The organism is Microbacterium sp. SS28, assembly GCF_022761035.1.
In the GTDB taxonomy this organism is placed as follows: Bacteria; Actinomycetota; Actinomycetes; order Actinomycetales; family Microbacteriaceae; genus Microbacterium.
This window is the reverse complement of record NZ_JAKWJP010000006.1, coordinates 108135-127841: the sequence shown is the minus strand read 5'-3', so window position 1 is coordinate 127841 and position 19707 is coordinate 108135. Positions and strand designations below refer to the sequence as shown.

20 protein-coding genes are annotated in these 19707 nt (G+C 70.8%); 17 read left to right on the top strand and 3 right to left on the bottom strand.

From position 1 onward, the window contains the following. Nucleotides 1–121: 121 nt before the first annotated feature. Together MJ607_RS17115 and MJ607_RS17110 are read right to left on the bottom strand one after the other, a co-directional pair. Entirely contained in the window at nucleotides 122–1108 is a 987-nt protein-coding gene (locus MJ607_RS17115; protein WP_243076826.1) for an ion transporter, read from the bottom strand. Nucleotides 1109–1305: 197 nt separating this feature from the next. Beyond that, complete coding sequence (locus MJ607_RS17110; protein WP_243076825.1) at nucleotides 1306–1917, bottom strand: acetate uptake transporter family protein; 612 nt, start codon at nucleotides 1915–1917, stop codon at nucleotides 1306–1308. Between the two features lie 111 nt (nucleotides 1918–2028). On the opposite strand from MJ607_RS17110, the gene nusA reads away from it, so the two are divergent. From nusA to rbfA, 4 genes are all read left to right on the top strand, one after another. Continuing rightward, the gene (gene nusA, locus MJ607_RS17105) at nucleotides 2029–3015 is read left to right on the top strand and encodes a transcription termination factor NusA (protein ID WP_243076824.1); all 987 of its coding nucleotides are present in this window, start codon (nucleotides 2029–2031) and stop codon (nucleotides 3013–3015) included. 140 nt (nucleotides 3016–3155) lie between these two features. Continuing rightward, nucleotides 3156–3428: a YlxR family protein gene (locus MJ607_RS17100; protein WP_279234808.1), complete on the top strand. Its 273-nt coding sequence runs from the start codon at nucleotides 3156–3158 to the stop codon at nucleotides 3426–3428. Nucleotides 3429–3505: 77 nt separating this feature from the next. Next, nucleotides 3506–6373: a translation initiation factor IF-2 gene (infB, locus tag MJ607_RS17095; RefSeq protein ID WP_243076822.1), complete on the top strand. Its 2868-nt coding sequence runs from the start codon at nucleotides 3506–3508 to the stop codon at nucleotides 6371–6373. A gap of 70 nt (nucleotides 6374–6443) precedes the next feature. Continuing rightward, the gene (gene rbfA / locus MJ607_RS17090) at nucleotides 6444–6878 is read left to right on the top strand and encodes a 30S ribosome-binding factor RbfA (protein WP_243076821.1); all 435 of its coding nucleotides are present in this window, start codon (nucleotides 6444–6446) and stop codon (nucleotides 6876–6878) included. Nucleotides 6879–6926: 48 nt separating this feature from the next. Here the strand turns inward: rbfA and MJ607_RS17085 are convergent, their stop codons facing one another. Further along, nucleotides 6927–7793, bottom strand: coding sequence for an A/G-specific adenine glycosylase (locus MJ607_RS17085; protein ID WP_243076820.1), 867 nt, complete (start codon nucleotides 7791–7793; stop codon nucleotides 6927–6929). A 57-nt stretch (nucleotides 7794–7850) separates the two neighbouring features. Between MJ607_RS17085 and MJ607_RS17080 the strand changes: the two genes are divergently transcribed. The 13 genes from MJ607_RS17080 to MJ607_RS17020 all read left to right on the top strand — a co-directional run bounded on the left by MJ607_RS17080 (nucleotide 7851) and on the right by MJ607_RS17020 (nucleotide 19639). Further along, nucleotides 7851–8537, top strand: a complete 687-nt coding sequence (locus tag MJ607_RS17080; RefSeq protein ID WP_243076819.1) for a uridine kinase — start codon at nucleotides 7851–7853, stop codon at nucleotides 8535–8537. Further along, entirely contained in the window at nucleotides 8537–9436 is a 900-nt protein-coding gene (gene truB, locus MJ607_RS17075) for a tRNA pseudouridine(55) synthase TruB (RefSeq protein WP_243076818.1), read from the top strand. The genes MJ607_RS17080 and truB overlap by 1 nt, the downstream gene beginning before the upstream one ends. Beyond that, complete coding sequence (locus MJ607_RS17070) at nucleotides 9433–9801, top strand: hypothetical protein (RefSeq protein ID WP_243076817.1); 369 nt, start codon at nucleotides 9433–9435, stop codon at nucleotides 9799–9801. The genes truB and MJ607_RS17070 overlap by 4 nt, the downstream gene beginning before the upstream one ends. Nucleotides 9802–9924: 123 nt before the next feature. Beyond that, nucleotides 9925–10413 carry a hypothetical protein gene (locus MJ607_RS17065; protein ID WP_243077060.1) on the top strand — a complete coding sequence of 163 codons (489 nt, stop codon included), beginning with the start codon at nucleotides 9925–9927 and terminating at the stop codon, nucleotides 10411–10413. Next, nucleotides 10410–11381, top strand: coding sequence for a bifunctional riboflavin kinase/FAD synthetase (locus tag MJ607_RS17060; protein WP_243076816.1), 972 nt, complete (start codon nucleotides 10410–10412; stop codon nucleotides 11379–11381). The genes MJ607_RS17065 and MJ607_RS17060 overlap by 4 nt, the downstream gene beginning before the upstream one ends. A 52-nt stretch (nucleotides 11382–11433) precedes the next feature. Beyond that, nucleotides 11434–11802, top strand: a complete 369-nt coding sequence (locus MJ607_RS17055) for a hypothetical protein (RefSeq protein ID WP_243076815.1) — start codon at nucleotides 11434–11436, stop codon at nucleotides 11800–11802. A gap of 52 nt (nucleotides 11803–11854) precedes the next feature. Then, on the top strand, nucleotides 11855–12862 hold the full coding sequence (gene deoC, locus MJ607_RS17050) for a deoxyribose-phosphate aldolase (protein WP_243076814.1): 1008 nt from the start codon (nucleotides 11855–11857) through the stop codon (nucleotides 12860–12862). Nucleotides 12863–12895: 33 nt separating this feature from the next. Then, entirely contained in the window at nucleotides 12896–14395 is a 1500-nt protein-coding gene (locus tag MJ607_RS17045) for an aldehyde dehydrogenase family protein (RefSeq protein ID WP_243076813.1), read from the top strand. Further along, on the top strand, nucleotides 14392–15255 hold the full coding sequence (locus MJ607_RS17040; RefSeq protein ID WP_243076812.1) for an aldehyde dehydrogenase family protein: 864 nt from the start codon (nucleotides 14392–14394) through the stop codon (nucleotides 15253–15255). The genes MJ607_RS17045 and MJ607_RS17040 overlap by 4 nt, the downstream gene beginning before the upstream one ends. 93 nt (nucleotides 15256–15348) lie before the next feature. Then, the gene (locus MJ607_RS17035) at nucleotides 15349–16248 is read left to right on the top strand and encodes a glycerophosphodiester phosphodiesterase family protein (protein WP_243076811.1); all 900 of its coding nucleotides are present in this window, start codon (nucleotides 15349–15351) and stop codon (nucleotides 16246–16248) included. A 49-nt stretch (nucleotides 16249–16297) separates the two neighbouring features. Further along, nucleotides 16298–16918 carry a hypothetical protein gene (locus MJ607_RS17030; protein ID WP_243076810.1) on the top strand — a complete coding sequence of 207 codons (621 nt, stop codon included), beginning with the start codon at nucleotides 16298–16300 and terminating at the stop codon, nucleotides 16916–16918. 209 nt (nucleotides 16919–17127) lie between these two features. Further along, complete coding sequence (locus tag MJ607_RS17025) at nucleotides 17128–19305, top strand: DEAD/DEAH box helicase (protein ID WP_243076809.1); 2178 nt, start codon at nucleotides 17128–17130, stop codon at nucleotides 19303–19305. A gap of 121 nt (nucleotides 19306–19426) precedes the next feature. Then, entirely contained in the window at nucleotides 19427–19639 is a 213-nt protein-coding gene (locus MJ607_RS17020) for a hypothetical protein (protein ID WP_243076808.1), read from the top strand. Nucleotides 19640–19707: the final 68 nt, after the last annotated feature.

The window sequence follows — 19707 nt, the reverse complement described above, 5'->3', positions numbered from 1 at the left end:
GAACCGAGCTTCACGCGTCACCCCCGTGCGCGGACAGGGGTTGACAGCCGCGCCGTGGGATGTGGAGGCCGAGCGCGGCCGCCGGCCGCGGCGGCGCGCTGACGTCGCGGGCCGCGCCGGTTCAGCGATCGTCGTCCGCCGCACCGCCCGACGCCGGAGCTGCCGCGACGAGCGCGCGCAGCTCGGCGGAGAAGCGCTCGGACTGCTCGAGCAGTGCGAGCAGCTGCGCCGTCGAGGTGACCGCGAGCGGGGCCGCCGCACCGTCGCCTGCTCCCGCAGCCCCGTCGAGTGATGCGGACCCGGATGCCGCGCCGGCCGTGACGGCGGATGACACGGCGCCCGCGGCGAGGCCTGTCGCGGTGTGGTCGGACGTGACGGGCGGGAGCGCCGGGGCCGCGGGTGCGGCATCCGTCTCCTCGTTGTGCTCACCGGCAGCGGCCTCCTTGCTCGGCCCCAGGAAGAGGTTGGCGAGGTAGCCCGTGAAGGTTCCGAAGATGCCGACGCCGACGACGATGATGAGCGTGCCGAGCAGGCGTCCGGCGTTCGTCACGGGGTACTGGTCGCCGTAGCCGACGGTCGAGATCGTGACGACCGTGTACCAGAGGGCGTCGGACGCGGACGTGATGTTGGCGCCCTCGGCGTCCTCCTCGACGAAGAGGATCGAGATGCTGCCGAACTGCAGCACGAGGATGCCCATGAGCAGCAGCGTCATGAGGGCGCTGTTCGCGCGATCGTGGATGAGGGTGTTCCACAGCGTGCGGGGGCCGACCTCGCGCATGAGCCGGAAGACGCGCCACAGGCGGAAGACGCGCAGGACCTTGAGCTGCGGGAACCAGAGGCTCGCGAGCAGGTCCGCCCAGCCGAAGCTCCGGAAGAAGTAGTGCGAGGCCGACGGCGCCGTCGCGATGCGGTAGATGAAGTCGCCGAGGAAGATCGCGCTGAAGAGCGCGTTCATGACGTAGAGGATGAGCTCCAGCGCCTCGCTGCGGTTCATGACGTACAGCAGCACGAGGTTCACGATCGAGAGCACCGAGAGGACGCCGATGAAGATCTCGTACGAGATGTTCTTCAGCTCGGACCGCGGCTTCTTGACGTGCGACCTGGCCATGATCGGCTCCTCACGCTCGAGGCCGCCATCCACCGGCGGCCGGCGGCACCAGTATGGCCCCGTCGCAGGGTGACCGTTCGCGGGGATACTGCGCCGCGCATGAGACGCCGCGAGGACGCACGCTTCAGCCGGTGCCGCGGAGTCGTGTGGCGGGGGAGCGCTTCGGTGTCAGGGATGCCGCGGCAGCTGACACGCGCTCAGGACTCCGGGTCGGGGTTGCCGCGCACCCAGGGACGCCCGAGCGGCACGACGCGCCGGCCCATCGTGCGCCAGTAGAACTTCTCGACGAGCATGTAGGCGGCGAGGGCGGAGGCCGCGATGAGGACGTACGATCCGACGGCTGCGATGCCCGGAGCCCCCGCGAACGCCCCGATCGCCTGCAGCGTGAGACCTGCCGAGACGCAGAGCAGCGTGATCGGCAGGACCGTGTTGTGCACCGCGCCGGCCGGCGCGAACGCGAGTGCGAGGATCGCGAAGGTCAGCGCGAACAGGCCTCGCGCGACGCTCGTGACCTCGAAGAACCCGAGCTCCTCGCCGAGCAGGAACCCCGGCACGACGATCCAGTACCACCCGAACGCGTTGTAGACGATGAAGTGGAAGTCGTCGCCGATGAAGTAGGACAGCATCCCGGCCGTGACCTGCACGACCCCGCCGAAGACCGCACCGACCCAGAAGACGGGGTGCTCGTCCTGCACGCCGAGGTGGGCGAGCTGGGCCGTCATCGTCGCGATGACGAAGCCGAGCAGGCCGATGAGCCCGGGATCCGCCGTGCGCGCCCGCGCGCGGGCTTCGGTCGAGGAGTCCACCATGGCGCCAGCCTAGAGCCAGCTCCCAGGCTCGCGGGAGGCGGCATCCGGTAACGTATGTGGGATGCCGAGGCGCGTGTGGCGTGCCGGCGAGAGCTGAATAGGGAGGTCCCGGTGGATATCGATCTCGGACTGCTGCGTACTGTCGAGCGCGAGAAGGAGATCCCCTTCGAGGAGCTCGTCGGGATCATCGAGCAGGCGATCCTCACGGCGTACGCCAAGCACACCTCGCCCACGGGCGAGCTGCCCGCCGGCGCGCGCGCGGAGCTCGATCGGAAGACCGGCCACGTCGCCGTGTTCATCCCCCTCCTCGACGAGGAGGACGTCGTCATCGGCGAGGAGGAGAGCACTCCCGAGGACTTCGGCCGCATCGCCGCCTTCGCCGCCAAACAGGTCATCAGCCAGCGCCTCCGCGACATCGCCGACGACGCCGTGCTGGGCGAGTTCCGCGGCAAGGAGGGCGACATCGTCGCCGGCGTCGTGCAGCAGGGCCCTAACCCGCGCATGGTGCACGTCGACCTCGGCTCGGTCGAGGCGATCCTCCCGCCCGAGGAGCAGGTCCCCGGCGAGGAGTACACGCACGGCTCGCGGCTGCGCGTCTACGTGACCTCGGTCGCCAAGGGCACGAAGGGCCCGCAGATCACGGTCTCGCGCACTCACCCCGGCCTCGTCCGCAAGCTTTTCGCGCTCGAGGTCCCCGAGATCGCGTCGGGCCTGGTCGAGATCGTCTCGCTCGCACGCGAGGCGGGCCACCGCTCCAAGATCGCCGTCAAGGCGAACGACCCGACGATCAACGCCAAGGGCGCCTGCATCGGCGAGCTCGGACGCCGCGTCCGCGCCGTCACCGAAGAGCTGAGCGGCGAGAAGATCGACATCGTCGACTACGACCCCGAGCTCGCGAAGTTCGTCGCGAACGCCCTGTCGCCCGCGAAGGTGACGTCGAGCTTCGTGCTGGACGCCTCGATCAAGGCAGTCCGCGCGCTCGTGCCCGACTACCAGCTGTCGCTCGCGATCGGCAAGGAGGGCCAGAACGCCCGCCTCGCCGCGAAGCTGACCGGCGCGAAGATCGACATCCAGCCCGACAGCATCCTCGAGTCGTGACAGGTCGATGCGCGTGCAGTCCGCGCTGACGCGTCACGACTCGAGATCGAGCAGCGGGCGCCGGCGAGCGCATCGAGCTCTGCGAGCGCTGCGCGCTGCGGGGTGCCGAGCGGACCGGCGGCTCAAGCCGGAGGTGTAGAATGGAATCCGTACGAACGTGCGTCGGATGCCGCACGCGTGCCCCCCGTGCCTCTCTGCTCAGAGTGGTGGCCATCGATTCCGTCCTCATCCCCGATGAGCGCGCGTCGATGCCGGGGAGGGGTGCGTGGGTGCATGAGACCTACGAGTGCATGGATGCCGCGATCCGGCGCCGCGCCTTCGTACGGGCATTGCGTGTGTCGGGTCCGCTCGACACGCACACCATCGAGAAACGGCTGAATGGCTATGGAAACAAAGTGAACGGCTCGAAATGAGTCCCGTCCGCTAGAACGGCCTGCCCTGTCTGGGTAGGCCCCCAGACAGGAGAATTGTGGTAAACGCCAAACCACGCGTGCACGAGATCGCTTCCGAACTCGGCGTCGACAGCAAAGTCGCGCTCGCGAAGCTGAAGGAGCTCGGCGAGTTCGTCAAGAGCCCTTCATCGACCATCGAGCCCCCCGTGGCTCGCAAGCTCCGCGCCGCCCTCGAGGCGGACGGAGCGGGAGCATCCGCCGCTGCGGGTGCCGCCCAGAAGCCGGCAGCGCCCGCGCGCCCCGCCGGCCGTCCCGGCCCGGCTCGTCCGGCAGCGCCCGCGGCACCCGCCGCGCCGGCTGCTGCGGCACCGGCGGCCCCGGCCGCTGCGGCGCCGGCCGCTTCGGCACCCGCCGCTCCGGCTTCGGCCGCGCCTGCTCGCAAGACCTCGTCCGGACCGACGCCCGGCCCCGCACGTCCGGCAGCGCCGGCTGCTCCGGCCGCGCCCGCCACGACTCCCGCAGCCCCGGCTGCGCAGGAAGCTCCGGCAGCGCCCGCCGCTGAGGCGACCCCGGCCGCTCCGGACGCCGCGCCGAAGCCCGGTGCGCCGTCGCCGCAGCCGCCGCGTCCGGGTGGAGCTCCGCGCCCCGGCAACAACCCCTTCGCGTCGAGCCAGGGCATGGGCCAGCGTCCCGCGGGCCCCCGCCCCGGCAACAACCCCTTCGCCTCGGCGCAGGGCATGGGCCAGCGACCCAGCCCCGGCAACATCCCGCGTCCGCAGGCTCCGCGCCCCGGCGCCCCCCGTCCCGGCGCTCCGCGTCCGGGCGGCGCGGGTCGTCCCGGTGGCGGCGGTCGTCCCGGCGCGCCCTTCCAGCAGCGTCCCGGCGGCCCCGGCCGTCCCGGCGGCGCCGGCGGCGGCTTCCAGCGTCCCGGTGGAGCGCCCGGAGCGGGTGCTCCGGCAGGCGGATTCGCGGGTCGTCCCGGCGGTGGCGGCGGTCGTGGCCGCGGTCCCGGCGGTGGCACCGCAGGTGCCTTCGGCAAGGGTGGCGGCAAGTCCAAGCAGCGCAAGTCGCGTCGGGCGAAGCGGCAGGAATTCGAGATGCGGTCGGCGCCGGTCGTCGGCGGCGTCAACGTCTCGCGCGGCAACGGCGAGATCATCCGCATGCGCCGCGGCGCATCGATCGCCGACTTCGCCGACAAGATCGAGGCCATCACGGGCTACACCGTGCAGCCCGGCACGCTCGTCACGATCCTCTTCAACCTCGGCGAGATGGCCACGGCCACCGAGTCGCTGGATGAGGCGACGTTCGAGGTGCTCGGCGTCGAGCTCGGCTACAAGATCCAGATGGTCTCGCCCGAGGACGAGGACAAGGAGCTCCTCGAGGGCTTCGGTCTCGACCTCGACGCGGAGCTGGAAGCCGAGAGCGAAGACGACCTCGAGATCCGTCCGCCCGTCGTGACCGTCATGGGCCACGTCGACCACGGTAAGACGCGACTGCTCGACGCCATCCGCCAGACCAACGTGGTCGCGGGCGAGGCCGGCGGCATCACGCAGCACATCGGTGCCTACCAGGTGTGGACCGAGCACGACGGCATCGAGCGCGCCATCACCTTCATCGACACCCCGGGTCACGAGGCGTTCACCGCCATGCGTGCCCGTGGTGCGCAGGTCACCGACCTCGCGATCCTCGTGGTCGCGGCCGACGACGGCATCATGCCGCAGACGGTCGAGGCGCTCAACCACGCCCAGGCGGCCAATGTGCCGATCGTGGTCGCGGTCAACAAGGTCGACAAGCCCGACGCCAACCCGGCCAAGGTTCGTCAGCAGCTGACCGAATACGGCCTCGTGGCCGAGGAGTACGGCGGCGACGTCATGTTCGTCGACGTCTCGGCGCGCCAGAACACCGGCATCCAGGAGCTCCTCGACGCCGTCCTGCTGACCGCCGACGCGGGTCTGGACCTCACGGCCAACCCGAACAAGGCAGCCCGCGGTGTCGCGATCGAAGCGAAGCTCGACAAGGGTCGCGGATCCGTGGCCACGGTGCTCATCCAGTCCGGAACGCTCCGCGTCGGCGACGCCATCGTGGCGGGCACGGCCTACGGCCGCGTCCGTGCCATGGCGGACGAGAACGGCGACCCGGTCCTCGAGGCCTGGCCGTCGCGCCCCGTGCAGGTGCAGGGTCTCAACTCGGTGCCGCGCGCCGGCGACACGTTCATCGTGACCGAAGAGGACCGCCTGGCCCGCCAGATCGCCGAGAAGCGCGAGGCCGCCGAGCGCAACGCCCAGCTGGCCAAGGCCCGCAAGCGCATCTCGCTCGAGGACTTCACCCGCGCTCTCGAAGAGGGCAAGGTCGAGTCGCTCAACCTCATCATCAAGGGTGACGTGTCGGGTGCCGTCGAGGCGCTCGAGGAGTCGCTCCTCAAGATCGAGGTCGACGATTCGGTGCAGCTGCGCATCATCCACCGCGGTGTGGGCGCCATCACCGAGTCCGACGTGAACCTGGCGACGATCGACAACGCGATCATCATCGGCTTCAACGTCCGGCCCGACACGAAGGCCCGCGAGCGCGCGGCCCGCGAGGGTGTCGACACCCGCTTCTACTCCGTCATCTACAACGCGATCGACGACGTGGAGCAGTCGCTCAAGGGTCTGCTCAAGCCCGAGTACGAAGAGGTCCAGTCCGGTGTGGCCGAGATCCGCGAGGTGTTCCGCTCCTCGAAGTTCGGCAACATCGCGGGTGTCATCGTCCGCTCCGGCACGATCACGCGCAACGCCAAGGCGCGCGTCATCCGCGATGGCGTCGTGCTGGCCGATGGCCTGGCCATCGAGTCGCTGCGCCGCTTCAAGGACGACGTCACCGAGGTCCGCACGGACTTCGAAGCCGGTATCGGCCTCGGCAAGTACAACGACATCCAGATCGGCGACGAGATCGAGACCACAGAGATGGTCGAGAAGCCGCGCGGCTGATCGCACTCGGTGAGGGGCGCCACTGTACTGATCTGTACGGTGCGTCCCTCACCTGTCGAAAGGAACACTCATGGCCAGCGAACGTCAAGCACGCCTCGGCGACCGCATCCGCGTGATCCTCGCCGAGCGCCTCGAGAAGGGGCTGCGCGACCCGCGCCTCGGCTTCGTGACGATCACGGACGTCCGCGTCACGGGCGATCTGCAGCACGCGTCGGTCTTCTACACGGTGCTCGGCACCCCTGAGGAGCGCGCGGCATCGGGCGAGGCGCTCAAGTCGGCGACCGGGATGCTGCGCTCCGAAGTGGGCAAGCACCTCAACGTCAGGCTCACCCCGAGCCTCGAGTTCATCCCCGATGCGATCCCCGAGAACGCGGGGCACATCGAGGACCTTCTGCGCGAAGCGCGGGAGCGGGACCAGGCCGTCGCAGGGATCGCCGCATCGGCGACCTATGCGGGCGACGCCGACCCGTACCTCAAGCCTCGCGAGTTCGACGAGGAAGAGTAGTCAGTCCGCACCGCACCGTCGGCGAGGGCTTCGACGCCTGACACGGGGTCAGCGGGGGAGCGAGAGCATTCCGCCGGATGCCTCGGCGAGGCCGTCGGCGATGAGCGAGTCGATCGCGCGGTCGCGCTGCAGCGCGTCGGGCCAGTCCGGGATCACGTCGTCCATCGCGACGGCGTGGGACGCGGCATCCCGCAGCGTCTTCAGCACGGCACCCCGCGCCTGACGATCGCTGCCCTCGTACCGCGCCTGCCTGCGGCGCTCATCGCCCGTGTCGGGATACCCCGCGGCGCGCCATGCGCAGAGATGGGCGATCGGGCATGCCTCGCAGCGCGGAGCGCGGGCCGTGCAGACTGTCGCGCCGAGCTCCATCGCCGCGGCGTCGACGACGGCTGCCTCGGCGTCGCCCTGCGGCAGGATCGCGTCCATCGCGGCGAGGTCGCGGCGCGCCGGGGGACCGGGCTGGGACCGTCCGTCGACGGCGCGCGCGAGCACGCGTCGCGTGTTCGTGTCGACCACGGGATGCCGCATCCCGTACGCGAACACCGCCACGGCGCGCGCCGTGTAGTCGCCGATCCCGCTCAGTGCGAGCAGCGGATCGACGTCGCTCGGCACGACGCCCGCATGCCGGTCGCGGATCTCGACGGCCGCGCGGTGCAGCCACAGCGCGCGGCGCGGATAGCCGAGGTTGGCCCACTGCCGCACCGCCTCGGACGGCGGATCCGCCGCGAGCGCCGTCGGGGTCGGCCACCGCTCGAGCCATGCCTCGAGATGCGGGATGACGCGGCTCACGGGCGTCTGCTGCAGCATGAACTCGCTCACGAGCACGCCCCACGCCCCGAACCCTGGCCTGCGCCACGGCAGATCGCGGGCGTTCTCGCGGTACCACGCGATGAGCGCGGGAGCGAGGTCGGGCATGCGCTCCACCCTAAGCGCGCGCTGAGCGCGGGAGTCGCGCCGCCGTAGGCTGGAACCATGCGCCTCCCCACGACTCCCGCGACGACTCTGTGGCGGGGGCTCCGCGGCGAGGTGCGCCAGCACTCCCGTGCCGGACGCGTCGTCATCGCGGTCGACGGGCGCGACGGCGCGGGCGAGAAGGCCTTCGCCGACGGCCTCGCGGCGGTCTTCGCCGAGGACGGGTCCGTCGTGTTCCGCGCGAGCATCGACGACTTCCACCGGCCGCGCGTCGAGCGGCAGGCGCGGGGGCGCACCTCGCCGGAGGGCTACTACCTCGACTCGTTCGACTACGCGACCTTCCGTCGCGTGCTGCTCGACCCGTTCCGCGAGGGCGGCCGCACGGGCGGATCGACGGGGTTCCAGCTCGCCGCCTTCGACCTCCTCCGCGACGAACCCCTCGAGTCCACCTGGGTCACGGCATCCCGCGACGCCGTCCTGATCGTCGACGGGACGTTCCTGCACCGTCCCGAGCTGCGGGGAGCGTGGAACTGGTCGGTGTGGCTCGACGTGCCGGTCGACGTCGCCTTCGAACGGCTCGCGCAGCGCGACGGGTCGGACCCGGACTTCCTCGCGGCCTCGAACACGCGGGTTCGCGAGGGCCACGAGCTGTACCTGCGCGAGGCGAACCCGCGTGCCGCGGCCTCGGCCATCGTCGACGCCATCGACCCCGAGCATCCCGTCCGCGTCTACCAGGACTACTGCTGATGGCCGGCGAGAAGCCCGCGGCGGGCGTCGTCCTCGTCGACAAGCCGGGCGGGATGACGAGCCACGACGTCGTCGCCCGTGCGCGCCGCGCGTTCGGCACGCGCAAGATCGGCCATGCGGGAACCCTCGATCCCATGGCGACGGGCCTGCTCGTCCTCGGCGTCGAGGGCGCGACGCGACTGCTGACCTTCATCGTGGGACTCGACAAGACCTACGAGGCGACGATCCGATTGGGGGTGACGACCGACTCGGACGACGCCGACGGACAGATCACCGACGAGACGGATGCCTCGGCCGTCCGCTCCGCCGACGTGCTGTCCGGCATCGCGGCGCTGACCGGCCCGATCTCGCAGGTGCCCAGCCGCGTGTCGGCGATCAAGGTGGGCGGCAAGCGGGCCTACGACCTCGCCCGGGAGGGCTTCCAGGTCGAGCTCGCGGCGCGGCAGGTCACGGTGAGCCGGTTCGACGTGCTCGCCGAGCGGCGCGAAGGCGGCGTGATCGACCTCGACGTCGTCGTCGACTGCACGAGCGGCACCTACATCCGCGCGCTCGCCCGCGACCTGGGCGCGGGCCTCGGCGTCGGTGGACACCTCACGGCCCTCCGCCGCACGCGGATCGGTCCGTTCGAGGTCGCGGATGCGGCATCCCTCGACGACCTCGCGGACGCCCGCAGGCTCTCACCCGCGTCGGCGGCCCAGGCGGTCATCGGCGGGCTCGAGGTCACCGCCGACGAGGCGCGCGATCTGCGTCACGGCAAGCGGCTCGCAGGCGCCGCCGTGCGCATGGGCGGCAAGCATGCGGCGGCGATCGATCCCGAGGGCGTCCTCGTCGGGATCGTGGAGCGACGCGGCGACGACCTCAAGAGCGCCATGAACATGCCCGAGGAGCAGTCCCGATGATCCTGTGGTTCACCCTCGTGCAGGTGGGGGTCGCGGTCGCCGCGGGCCTGTTCTGCGTCATCGCGGGCCTCGCGGGACGCCGTCCGAGCGACTGGACGGTCGGGTCGATCGCGCTGCTCGAGCTGCTCCTGATCATCCAGATCGTCGTCGCGATCATCGCGCCGCTCGTGGGCAACCCTCCGTCGGGGTCGCTCCTGGAGTTCTGGGTCTATCTCGTCTCGGCCGCGCTCCTGCCGCCCGCCGCGGTCGTGTGGGCGCTCCTCGAGCGCAGCCGCTGGAGCACTGTGATCATGGGCGTCGCGGCGCTCTCGGTCGCCGTCATGACATGGCGCATGCACATCATCTGGACCGTGCAGCTCGCCTGAGCACCCGCACCCGGGCGCCGCAGCGGGCGCGAGTGGGGCGGCGCCGGGGGCCGCGCCGGGCCCGCCCGCGCCAGCGAATAGAATCGTCAGGCGATGTCTTCCCCCACCCCCCGTTCCCGCCGGATGACCGGCATCGGCCGCGTGCTCGTGCTCGTCTACGGCATCATGGCGCTCGCGGCGACCGGTCGCTCGTTCGTGCAGATCGTCCAGAAGTTCGACGATGCGCCCCTCGCGTACACGCTGTCGGCGGTCTCGGCCGTCGTCTACATCGTCGCGACGCTCGCGCTCGTCTTCGCGGGCCGCCGCGGCTGGTACATCGTGGCGTGGGTCGCGATCCTCTTCGAGCTCGTGGGCGTGCTCGTGATCGGAACACTGAGCCTCGCGCTGCCGGAGCTGTTCCAGCATCCGACAGTCTGGTCGCTGTTCGGGTTCGGGTACGTCTTCATCCCGCTCGTTCTGCCCTTCTTCGGCCTGTGGTGGCTCGTGAAGCACCCGCCCGCGCCTTCGACGGACGAGCGGGCGGTCGCCATCCCCACTCCGGAGGCCGCTGACGCCGCGCCCGGAGCCTCGGGGGACGGGGGCCCGTCCGCGTCGGCCGCGGTGACGTCGTGATCGTCTTCCGCGATCCGGCCGAGGTCCCCGCCGGCTTCGGGCCCTCGGTCGTCGCGATCGGCAAGTTCGACGGCGTGCACGCGGGCCACCGGGCCGTGCTGGAGCGCGCGAAGGTCGACGCGGCCGCCGGCGCGAAGGTCGTCGCCGTGACGTTCGACCGCAATCCGCTGAGCCTCCTGCGCCCCGAACTGTGCCCCGAGGACCTCATCGGCGTCACGCAGAAGATCCAGCTCCTCGCGGGCACCGGCATCGACGCGACGCTCATGCTGCGCTTCGACGAGGCGCTCGCGGGCCTGTCCCCGCGCGAGTTCGTCGAGCGCATCCTGGTCGACGCGCTGGGAGCCCGGACCGTCCTGGTCGGCACCGACTTCCGCTTCGGCCGCGGTGGCGCCGGCAACCCCGAGGTCCTGACGGAGCTCGGCGCCGAACTCGGGTTCCGGGTCGACGTGATCGGCGATGTGCGCTCGATCGACAGCGACCGCCGCGTCTCGTCGACGTGGGTCCGCGACCTCCTGGCGCAGGGCGACGTCGAGTCCGCCGCGCGGCTGCTCGGGCGCCCGCACGCCGTGTGGGGCGAGGTCGTCCACGGTGCCAAGCGCGGCCGCGAACTGGGCTTCCCGACGGCGAACCTCTCGATCGACCTGGAAGGCTTCGTGCCGGCGGACGGCGTCTACGCGGGATGGCTCGTCGACGAGGGGGTCGCCGACGGATCGCCCCTCGCCGAGCCCCGCCGCACGACGCGGTACCCCGCAGCCATCAGCGTCGGCACGAACCCGACGTTCGACGACGTCACGACGAGGCAGGTCGAGGCGTACATCCTCGACGAGACCGATCTCGATCTGTACGGCCGGCTCGTGGAAGTGCAGTTCACGGCGCGCGTGCGCGGCATGGTCGCCTTCGAGGGGATCCCCGCGCTCATCGAGCAGATGGCCGACGACGTGCGGCGCGTCCGCACGCTGCTCGCCTGATCCCGGCCCCGCGCCGTAGACCCCGTGAGGGGCCCGCTCTACGATCGAGACCGTGGATGCCCTCCTCGCCGTCGCGGATCCGTCCGCCGCGCCATCGGTCAATCTGTGGGGCGCGCTCGGCTGCGCCGTCGCCTACTCGGCCTCGCTGCTCGCGACGCTCGACGCCTTCGCCGACTGGATCCTCGCGCGGGCCGACTCGCCCGCCGGGCGGCTCACCCCGGCGGTAGGCTTGAAGTTCGGGTCGAAGATCGCGGCAGCCGCGATCGCCGTGGTCGCCGCGGCCATCGTGCTCGCACTCGACGAGAACTGGTTCGCCTTCACGAGCCTGACGATCGCCTTCCTGGTCGTCGTCGCGATCGGCCTCGCCGTGCTGCTGAGACACTCGAGGGCGCTCGCCCGCACGGCACCGCCCGGAGGATGACGCGGGAGATCCCCGCCGATCCGCAAGTCACGCATTCCCGACAAGGAGAGACATGAGCCGCACCGAACTGCAGACGCTGCCCGAGCGCGCTGTCGAGCTGCTCGGCGGCCAGCCCGACGACACGACGCTGCGCCGCTACCTCCACGGGCTCCCCGGCGTCGACGCCGTGGGCCTCGAGCAGCGCGCCGCCGACCTCGGCACCCGCTCGATCAAGACCACCTCCAAGGCGTGGGCGCTCGACAAGATCATCGAGCTCATCGACCTCACGACCCTCGAAGGCGCAGACACCCCCGGGAAGGTGCGCTCGCTCGTCGCGAAGGCACTGAATCCGGATGCCTCCGACCCCACCTGCCCGCGCGTCGCGGCGGTCTGCGTCTACGGCGACATGGTGCCGTACGCCGTCGAGGCGCTCGGCTCCGCCCACGGCGATCCCGACGACGGCGGCGTGAGCGTCGCAGCAGTCGCGACGGCGTTCCCGAGCGGCCGCGCGTCGCTCGAGATCAAACTCGCCGACACCGCCGAGGCGGTAGCGCACGGCGCGGACGAGATCGACATGGTCATCGACCGCGGCGCGTTCCTCTCGGGCCGGTACGGACTCGTCTTCGACCAGATCGCCCGCGTCAAGCAGGTGTGCCGCCGCGCTGACGGCACCTACGCGTCCCTCAAGGTGATCCTCGAGACCGGCGAGCTGACGACGTACGACAACATCAAGCGCGCGTCGTGGCTCGCGATCCTCGCGGGCGGCGACTTCATCAAGACCTCGACCGGCAAGGTGCAGCCCGCCGCGACTCTGCCCACGACGCTCCTCATGCTCGAGGTCGTGCGTGACTGGCACCGTGCGACGGGGGAGAAGATCGGCGTCAAGCCCGCGGGCGGCATCCGCACCTCGAAGGATGCGATCAAGTACCTCGTGACGGTCGCCGAGATCGCGGGGGAGGAGTGGCTGCAGCCGCACCTGTTCCGCTACGGCGCGTCGAGCCTGCTCAACGACGTGCTCCTGCAGCGGCAGAAGCTGCGCACGGGGCACTACTCGGGCGCCGACTACGTGACGATCGACTGACGCAGACTCGAAACCGGAAGAGAAGACGAACAGATGAGTTTCCTCGAGTACGCCCCCGCTCCCGAGTCGCGCGCGATCCTGAACCTGCGCGACGAGTACGGGCTCTTCATCGACGGCGAGTTCCGCGCCGGCAGCGGGACGTCGTTCGCGACGATCTCGCCCGCCGACGAATCCCACATCGCGACGATCGCCTCGGCGAGCGAAGCGGATGTCGACGCCGCCGTCGCGGCCGCGCGACGCGCTTTCGACAGGACGTGGTCGAAGATGAGCGGCCGCGACCGCGGCAAGTACCTCTTCCGCATCGCACGACTCGTGCAGGAGCGCGCGCGGGAGCTCGCGGTCGCGGAGAGTCTCGACAACGGCAAGCCGATCAAGGAGAGCCGGGATGTCGACGTCCCCCTCGTCGCCGCATGGTTCTTCTACTACGCGGGGTGGGCCGACAAGCTCGACCACGCCGGCCTCGGCGCCGACCCTCGGCCGCTCGGCGTCGCAGGTCAGGTGATCCCGTGGAACTTCCCGCTGCTGATGCTCGCGTGGAAGATCGCACCGGCGCTCGCCGCGGGCAACACCGTCGTCCTCAAGCCCGCCGAGACCACGCCTCTCACGGCGCTCATCTTCGCCGAGATCCTCCAGCAGGCCGACCTCCCGGCGGGCGTCGTCAACATCATCACGGGCGCGGGTGCGACGGGAGCGGCGCTCGTGCGGCATCCCGATGTCGACAAGGTCGCCTTCACGGGCTCGACCGCCGTCGGCCGTGAGATCGCGAAGGCTGTCGCGGGGACGGGCAAGAAGCTGACCCTCGAGCTCGGCGGCAAGGCCGCGAACATCATCTTCGAGGACGCCCCCATCGAGCAGGCCGTCGACGGGATCGTGACGGGGATCTTCTTCAACCAGGGCCAGGTGTGCTGCGCGGGCAGTCGTCTGCTCGTGCAGGAGGCGATCCACGACGAGGTCGTCGACCGGCTCAAGTCGCGTCTGTCAACCCTCCGCCTCGGCGATCCGCTCGACAAGAACACCGACATCGGGGCGATCAATTCGCGCGAGCAGCTCGAGCGCGTGCGCGAACTGAGCCGCATCGGCGACGAAGAGGGCGCGGAGCGCTGGACGGCGGAGTGCGCGATCCCCGACAAGGGCTTCTGGTTCGCGCCGACGATCTTCACGAACGTGCAGTCGAGCCACCGCATCGCGCGCGACGAGATCTTCGGGCCCGTCCTGTCGGTGCTGACCTTCCGCACGCCCGCCGAAGCCATCGAGAAGGCGAACAACACCCCCTACGGCCTCTCGGCCGGCATCTGGACCGAAAAGGGCTCGCGCATCCTCGCGGTCGCCGACCGTCTGCGCGCGGGCGTCGTGTGGGCGAACACCTTCAACCGGTTCGATCCGTCGAGCCCGTTCGGCGGCTACAAGGAGTCGGGCTTCGGCCGCGAGGGCGGGCGGCACGGACTGCTCGCGTATCTGCAGGGCCCTGGCGGGACGATCGAGCAGGCGAAGCGCGTCGATGCGCGCTCCGTCAAGAAGGAGGTCTCCTCGTGAGCAAGCGGCTGACCGTTCCCAAGACCTACAAGCTGTTCATCGGCGGCGCCTTCCCGCGCAGCGAGTCGGGGCGCATCTACGAGGTCGTCTCGGCGAAGGGGGAGTTCCTCGCGAACGCGGCCCTCGCGTCGCGCAAGGACGCCCGCGATGCCGTCGTCGCAGCCCGAGGCGCCGTCAAGGGGTGGTCGGGTGCGACCGCGTACAACCGCGGGCAGGTGCTGTACCGCGTCGCGGAGCTGCTCGAGGGGCGCCGTGCGCAGTTCGTCGACGAGATCGTGCAGCAGACCGGGGCGTCGTCCGCCGTCGCGCAGGCCGAGGTCGACGAGGCGATCGACCGCTGGGTCTGGTACGCGGGCTGGTGCGACAAGTTCGCGCAGGTCGCCGGCAACGGCAACGCCGTCGCGGGTCCGTACTTCAACATCTCGGTGCCGGAGCCGACCGGCGTCGTCGGCATCGTCGCCCCGCAGGACACGGCGCTCCTCGGGTTCGTCTCGGCGATCGCGCCGGCTCTCGTGACGGGCAACGCGGTCGTCGTGATCGCGTCGCAGCAGTATCCGCTCTCCGCCATCAGCCTCGCCGAGGTGCTCGCGACGTCGGACGTCCCCGGCGGAGTCGTCAACGTCCTGACGGGATCTCCCGCCGAGATCGCGCCGTGGCTCGCCTCGCACCCGGAGGTGCACGCGCTCGACCTCGTGGGCGCGGGCGACCTCGACTGGGTCGATCTGCAGATCGCGGCGGCGGACTCCGTCACGCGCGTCCTGCCGCCCGAGCAGGGTCCGGATGCCGCGGCCCCCAGCCTGCAGCGGATCGCGGCGTTCACCGAGATCAAGACGGTGTGGCATCCGAAATCCCTCGTCTGACCACCTGGTGAATTCGAGGTAACGAAAAGGTAACGGTGCATGTAGGGTGGTCTCCACGTCGAAGAGGACGTGACCACCCGGAGGACATGCCCGATGCCCGCCCACCCGGCATCCGATACCCGAGATCGGATCCAGGCCCTTGTGACCGTCTGCGTGCTCGCCGTCGTGAGCCTCGTCATCGCGTTCCTGGGGGCAGCCCCCGCACGGGTCAGCGCGACCGAGCTCATGGGCGACGAGCGCGCACCCGCCGAACGCGCCTTCGTCGTGAGCCATCGCGGCGGGGGAGCCCTCGCCCCCGAGAACACGATCCCCGCCGTCACGGCGGCCATCGACGCGGGCTTCGACTACCTCGAGGTCGACATCGCCCTGACCGCCGACCGCGTCCCCGTGCTCATGCACGACAAGAGCGTCGACCGCACGACCGACGGACACGGCCGAATCGCCGACCTCACGCTCGCCGAAGTGCAGCAGCTCGACGCCGGGTCGTGGTTCGCCGCGGAGTACGCCGGCACGCCCGTGCCGACCTTCGAGGAGTTCCTGACGGTGCTCGCGCCCTCGGGCCGTCGCGCGATGCTCGAACTGAAGGGGGAGTGGGATGCCGCGGCCGGCGCCGCGCTCATCGAGACGCTCCGCCGGCATGACCTCGAGCGCCGCGTCGCGATCGTGAGCTTCGACCCGCGCGCGCTGCTCACGACGAGCGGCGCGTCGGAGCTGGCATTCCGGCTCCTCATCCTGCGCCGACTGCCCCGCGACATCGAGCAGGCGGTCAAGGGCGCCGATGCGCGTGGGATCATCGTCGACTGGAAGGCCGTCGCCCGTCGCCCGGAGGTCGTCGCCGAGATGCACGAACTGGGCCTGCGGGTCGTCGTCTACACGCTCAACAGCGACGGCGAGTGGAAGGACACGATCGCCGCGGGCGTGGACGGCATCGTGACCGACGAACCCGGACGCCTTCTCGAATGGCAGGACGCGATCGCGAGCGGCGACGAGTAGCCTTGAACCACCGAGCGAGGGTGGGTGAACCGTGGGAAGTCGTCCGTCCGTGATCGTGGCCGTCGCGTCACTCACGGCATTGCTGGCGCTCTCGGCATGCGCCCCAGAACCTGCGGATCCCGCTCCGAGCGGCTCGTCGAGCCCGTCGCCCTCGTCGAGCGGCTCCGCGTCCGCGACGCCCGAGCCTTCGCCCAGTGAGACATCGTCGGCAGCGGACGACATCGCGCTCCCTGCGGCGTGCGAGCAGATCTACTCCGCAGCCATGCTCGCGACGCTCATGGCGCAGGCGCCGCCGCTCAACGACCCGGGCGTCACGATGCTCTCGACGCAGAACGCCGAGCTGCTCGAGATCATGGGCTCCGGCATCCCGACGATCCGCTGCTCGTGGGGCGGGCCGAGTGAATTCGGCCTGGCGACCAACGTATCGATCATCGATGCGGGGCAGTCGGCCGCGATCCTCGCGGCGGTGCAGAGCTCAGGCTTGGGCTGCGCCGACTACGCGGGAGGCACGATCTGCCGCATCGAGCAGAAGCGGCTCGACTTCGACGATCAAGAGGTCGCCTTCGGCGAGACCCACTTCCTGAGGGGGAACGGCTGGGTCTCGACATCCTGGCTCAACTTCGCGCCCGAAGGGTACACGGAAGACATCGCCGACACGCTCTGGGGCTGAACCGCGCGCATGCCGCTAGACTGGCGGCGGGGAATCCCGATCCCGGGGTCGCGGCTCGCAGAAGCGAGTGCCAGCGACCGGGGACAAAGGTTTCCCGTCCCGCGTCCGTGACGGCGCGCGCGCCGCCCGCGGGAGCTGTTGCAGACCACAGCCGGTCGTCAGACCGGTCGCCTGGCCGGAGTATCCGGCAACCTACGCTCAGGAGGAGCATGCCGCCCACGGCATCCGCCGCTCAGTCCGCCCGTTCGGCTCAGCGGCGCAGGAAGCCCACGACGTCGCGTCGCGACGACGAGGCGCCCGTCATCCCGATCCTCGCCCGCAAGGTGCGCGAGGTCGAGGCGAAGGCCCAGCGCGGAAAGCTCGGGCCCACGAACCGCGTCAAGTTCCAGGTCATCGCGTTCCTCGTGCGCGAAGAGCGCGCCCGTGTGAAGGCCGACACCGCCATCACCGACGCGGCGCGCGCGGAGCTCCTCAAGCGCCTCGACGGCGTCGCGACGATCCTCGCCAAGACCGCGGCGCGCGACACGAGCCTCATCCAGCTGCTCGAGGTCGACCAGGCGACGTCCCCCGTCGCACGGCGCATGCGCCGCGACTGGCTGCTCGAGTCGGGGGCCGAACTGCCGCCGGACGAGCTCATCATCACCGACGCCGCGCCCGCCGCGGCACCCGTCGTCCCCGCGGCACTCGCCGAGCGGCAGGTCGTGCCGCCCCAGGTCGTGTCGCGCCGCGAGTCCAACCCGTTCCTCGCGCCCGATCTCACGATGCGCACCGCGAAGGAGACGCCCCGTCGGCGCCTCGACGGGTGGGAGATCATGGGGCCGCTCTACAAGGCCTTCGAGACCGGCGCGGGCGGCGGCTCCGCGACGATGCCGCTTCCGCCCGTCCCCGAGTTCGACCGTCTCTCGCCCAAGGGCCTTGACGTCATGCCGCACCAGTCGCGGTTCCTCGAGGCTGTCCGCGAGGGGCACCGCACGTTCCTGCTCGCCGATGAGCCGGGCCTCGGCAAGACTGCGGAGTCGGTGCTCGCGGCATCCGTCGCCGACGCCTACCCGCTGCTCGCTGTCGTGCCCAACGTCGTCAAGATGAACTGGGCGCGCGAGGTCGAGCGGTGGACGCCGCAGCGCCGCGCGACGGTCATCCACGGCGACGGCGAGGGAGTCGACGCGTTCGCGGACGTCTTCATCGTCAACTACGAGATCCTCGACCGGCACCTCTCGTGGCTCGGCGACCTGGGGCTCAAGGGCCTCGTCGTCGACGAGGCGCACTTCATCAAGAACCTCACTTCGCAGCGCTCGCGCAACGTGCTCGCGCTCGCGAACCGCATCCGTCAGCAGGTGCGCAACCCGCTGCTGCTGGCACTGACGGGTACGCCGCTCATCAACGACGTCGAGGACTTCGACGCCATCTGGCGCTTCCTCGGGTGGACCAACGGCGAGAAGCCCGGCCCGCTGCTCATGGAGAAGCTCGACGAGACGGGTCTCACGCCCGCCGACAAGGCGTTCTACCCCGAGGCACGCGAAGCCGTCATCTCGATGGGGATCGTCCGTCGCAAGAAGAAGGACGTCGCAGCGGATCTGCCCGACAAGCTCATCGCCGACCTGCCGGTCGAGCTGGACGACGAGTTCGGACGCTCGATCCGCCAGGCCGAGCGCGAGCTCGGCGAGCGGCTCGCGGCGAAGTACCGCCGTATCATCGAGGCGCGCAGCTCGGCACGGTCCGGCTCGAGCACGGCCTTCGGTGAGATCGACGAGGACATCGTGCGACTCGTCGCGCACAACGAGCTCGAGGAGTCCAAGGCGGCAGGCACGGGCGCCGAGAACGTCTTCACGATGGTCCGCAGAATCGGTCAGGCCAAGGCTCAGCTCGCCGCCGACTACACGGTGCAGCTGCAGCGCTCGGTCGGCAAGGTCGTGTTCTTCGCGAAGCACATCGACGTCATGGACCAGGCCGAGGCGCACTTCGCGTCGGCAGGGCTGAAGACGGTGTCGCTGCGCGGCGACCAGACGACTCTCGCCCGTCAGGCGGCGATCGACGCGTTCAACAACGACCCCGCGGTCGGCGTCGCGGTCTGCTCGCTCACGGCGGCGGGCGTCGGCGTCAACATGCAGGCGTCGTCGAACGTCGTGCTCGCCGAGCTGTCGTGGACGGCCGCCGAGCAGACGCAGGCCATCGACCGCGTGCACCGCATCGGCCAGGACGAGCCCGTCACGGCGTGGCGCATCATCGCGGCGCACACGATCGACACCAAGATCGCCGAGCTCATCGACTCCAAGCAGGGTCTCGCGGCGCGCGCGCTCGACGGTGAGGCCGTCGATCCGCAGTCGAGCGACTCGGTGCAGCTGTCGGCCCTCATGCACCTTCTGCGGAAGGCGCTCGGCGCGGCATAGGGAGTCAGGCGCCTCGCCTGCCTCTCTCGCGCCGCGTAGACCGCGCGAGAGACGACGTCAACCCCTCGCCTCGGTGCTCCGTGGGCTCGTACCGTCGAGCCACCGAGGCAAGGAGGCAGAGATGTCCGATCCGAAGCAGGGTGGGCGGGCCGACGAGGATACCGTCGCCGGCACGATCGACGCCGCGCTCGAGAACGCCTACGACGGCGCGCTCGACGGCGACCGCGACGAGCCGCTCGACGAGGATCTCGACGGCGACCTCGTGGACGGCGCGGCCGCGGACGAGCAGGCGGCGCGCGAAGGCACGAAGGGTCTGCCCGAAGGCGAGATCTGAGCGACCCGAGACGGCCGTCCCCGAGGGGCGGCCGTCTCTTCGCGCGGCGCGCGGATACTGACGGTCGC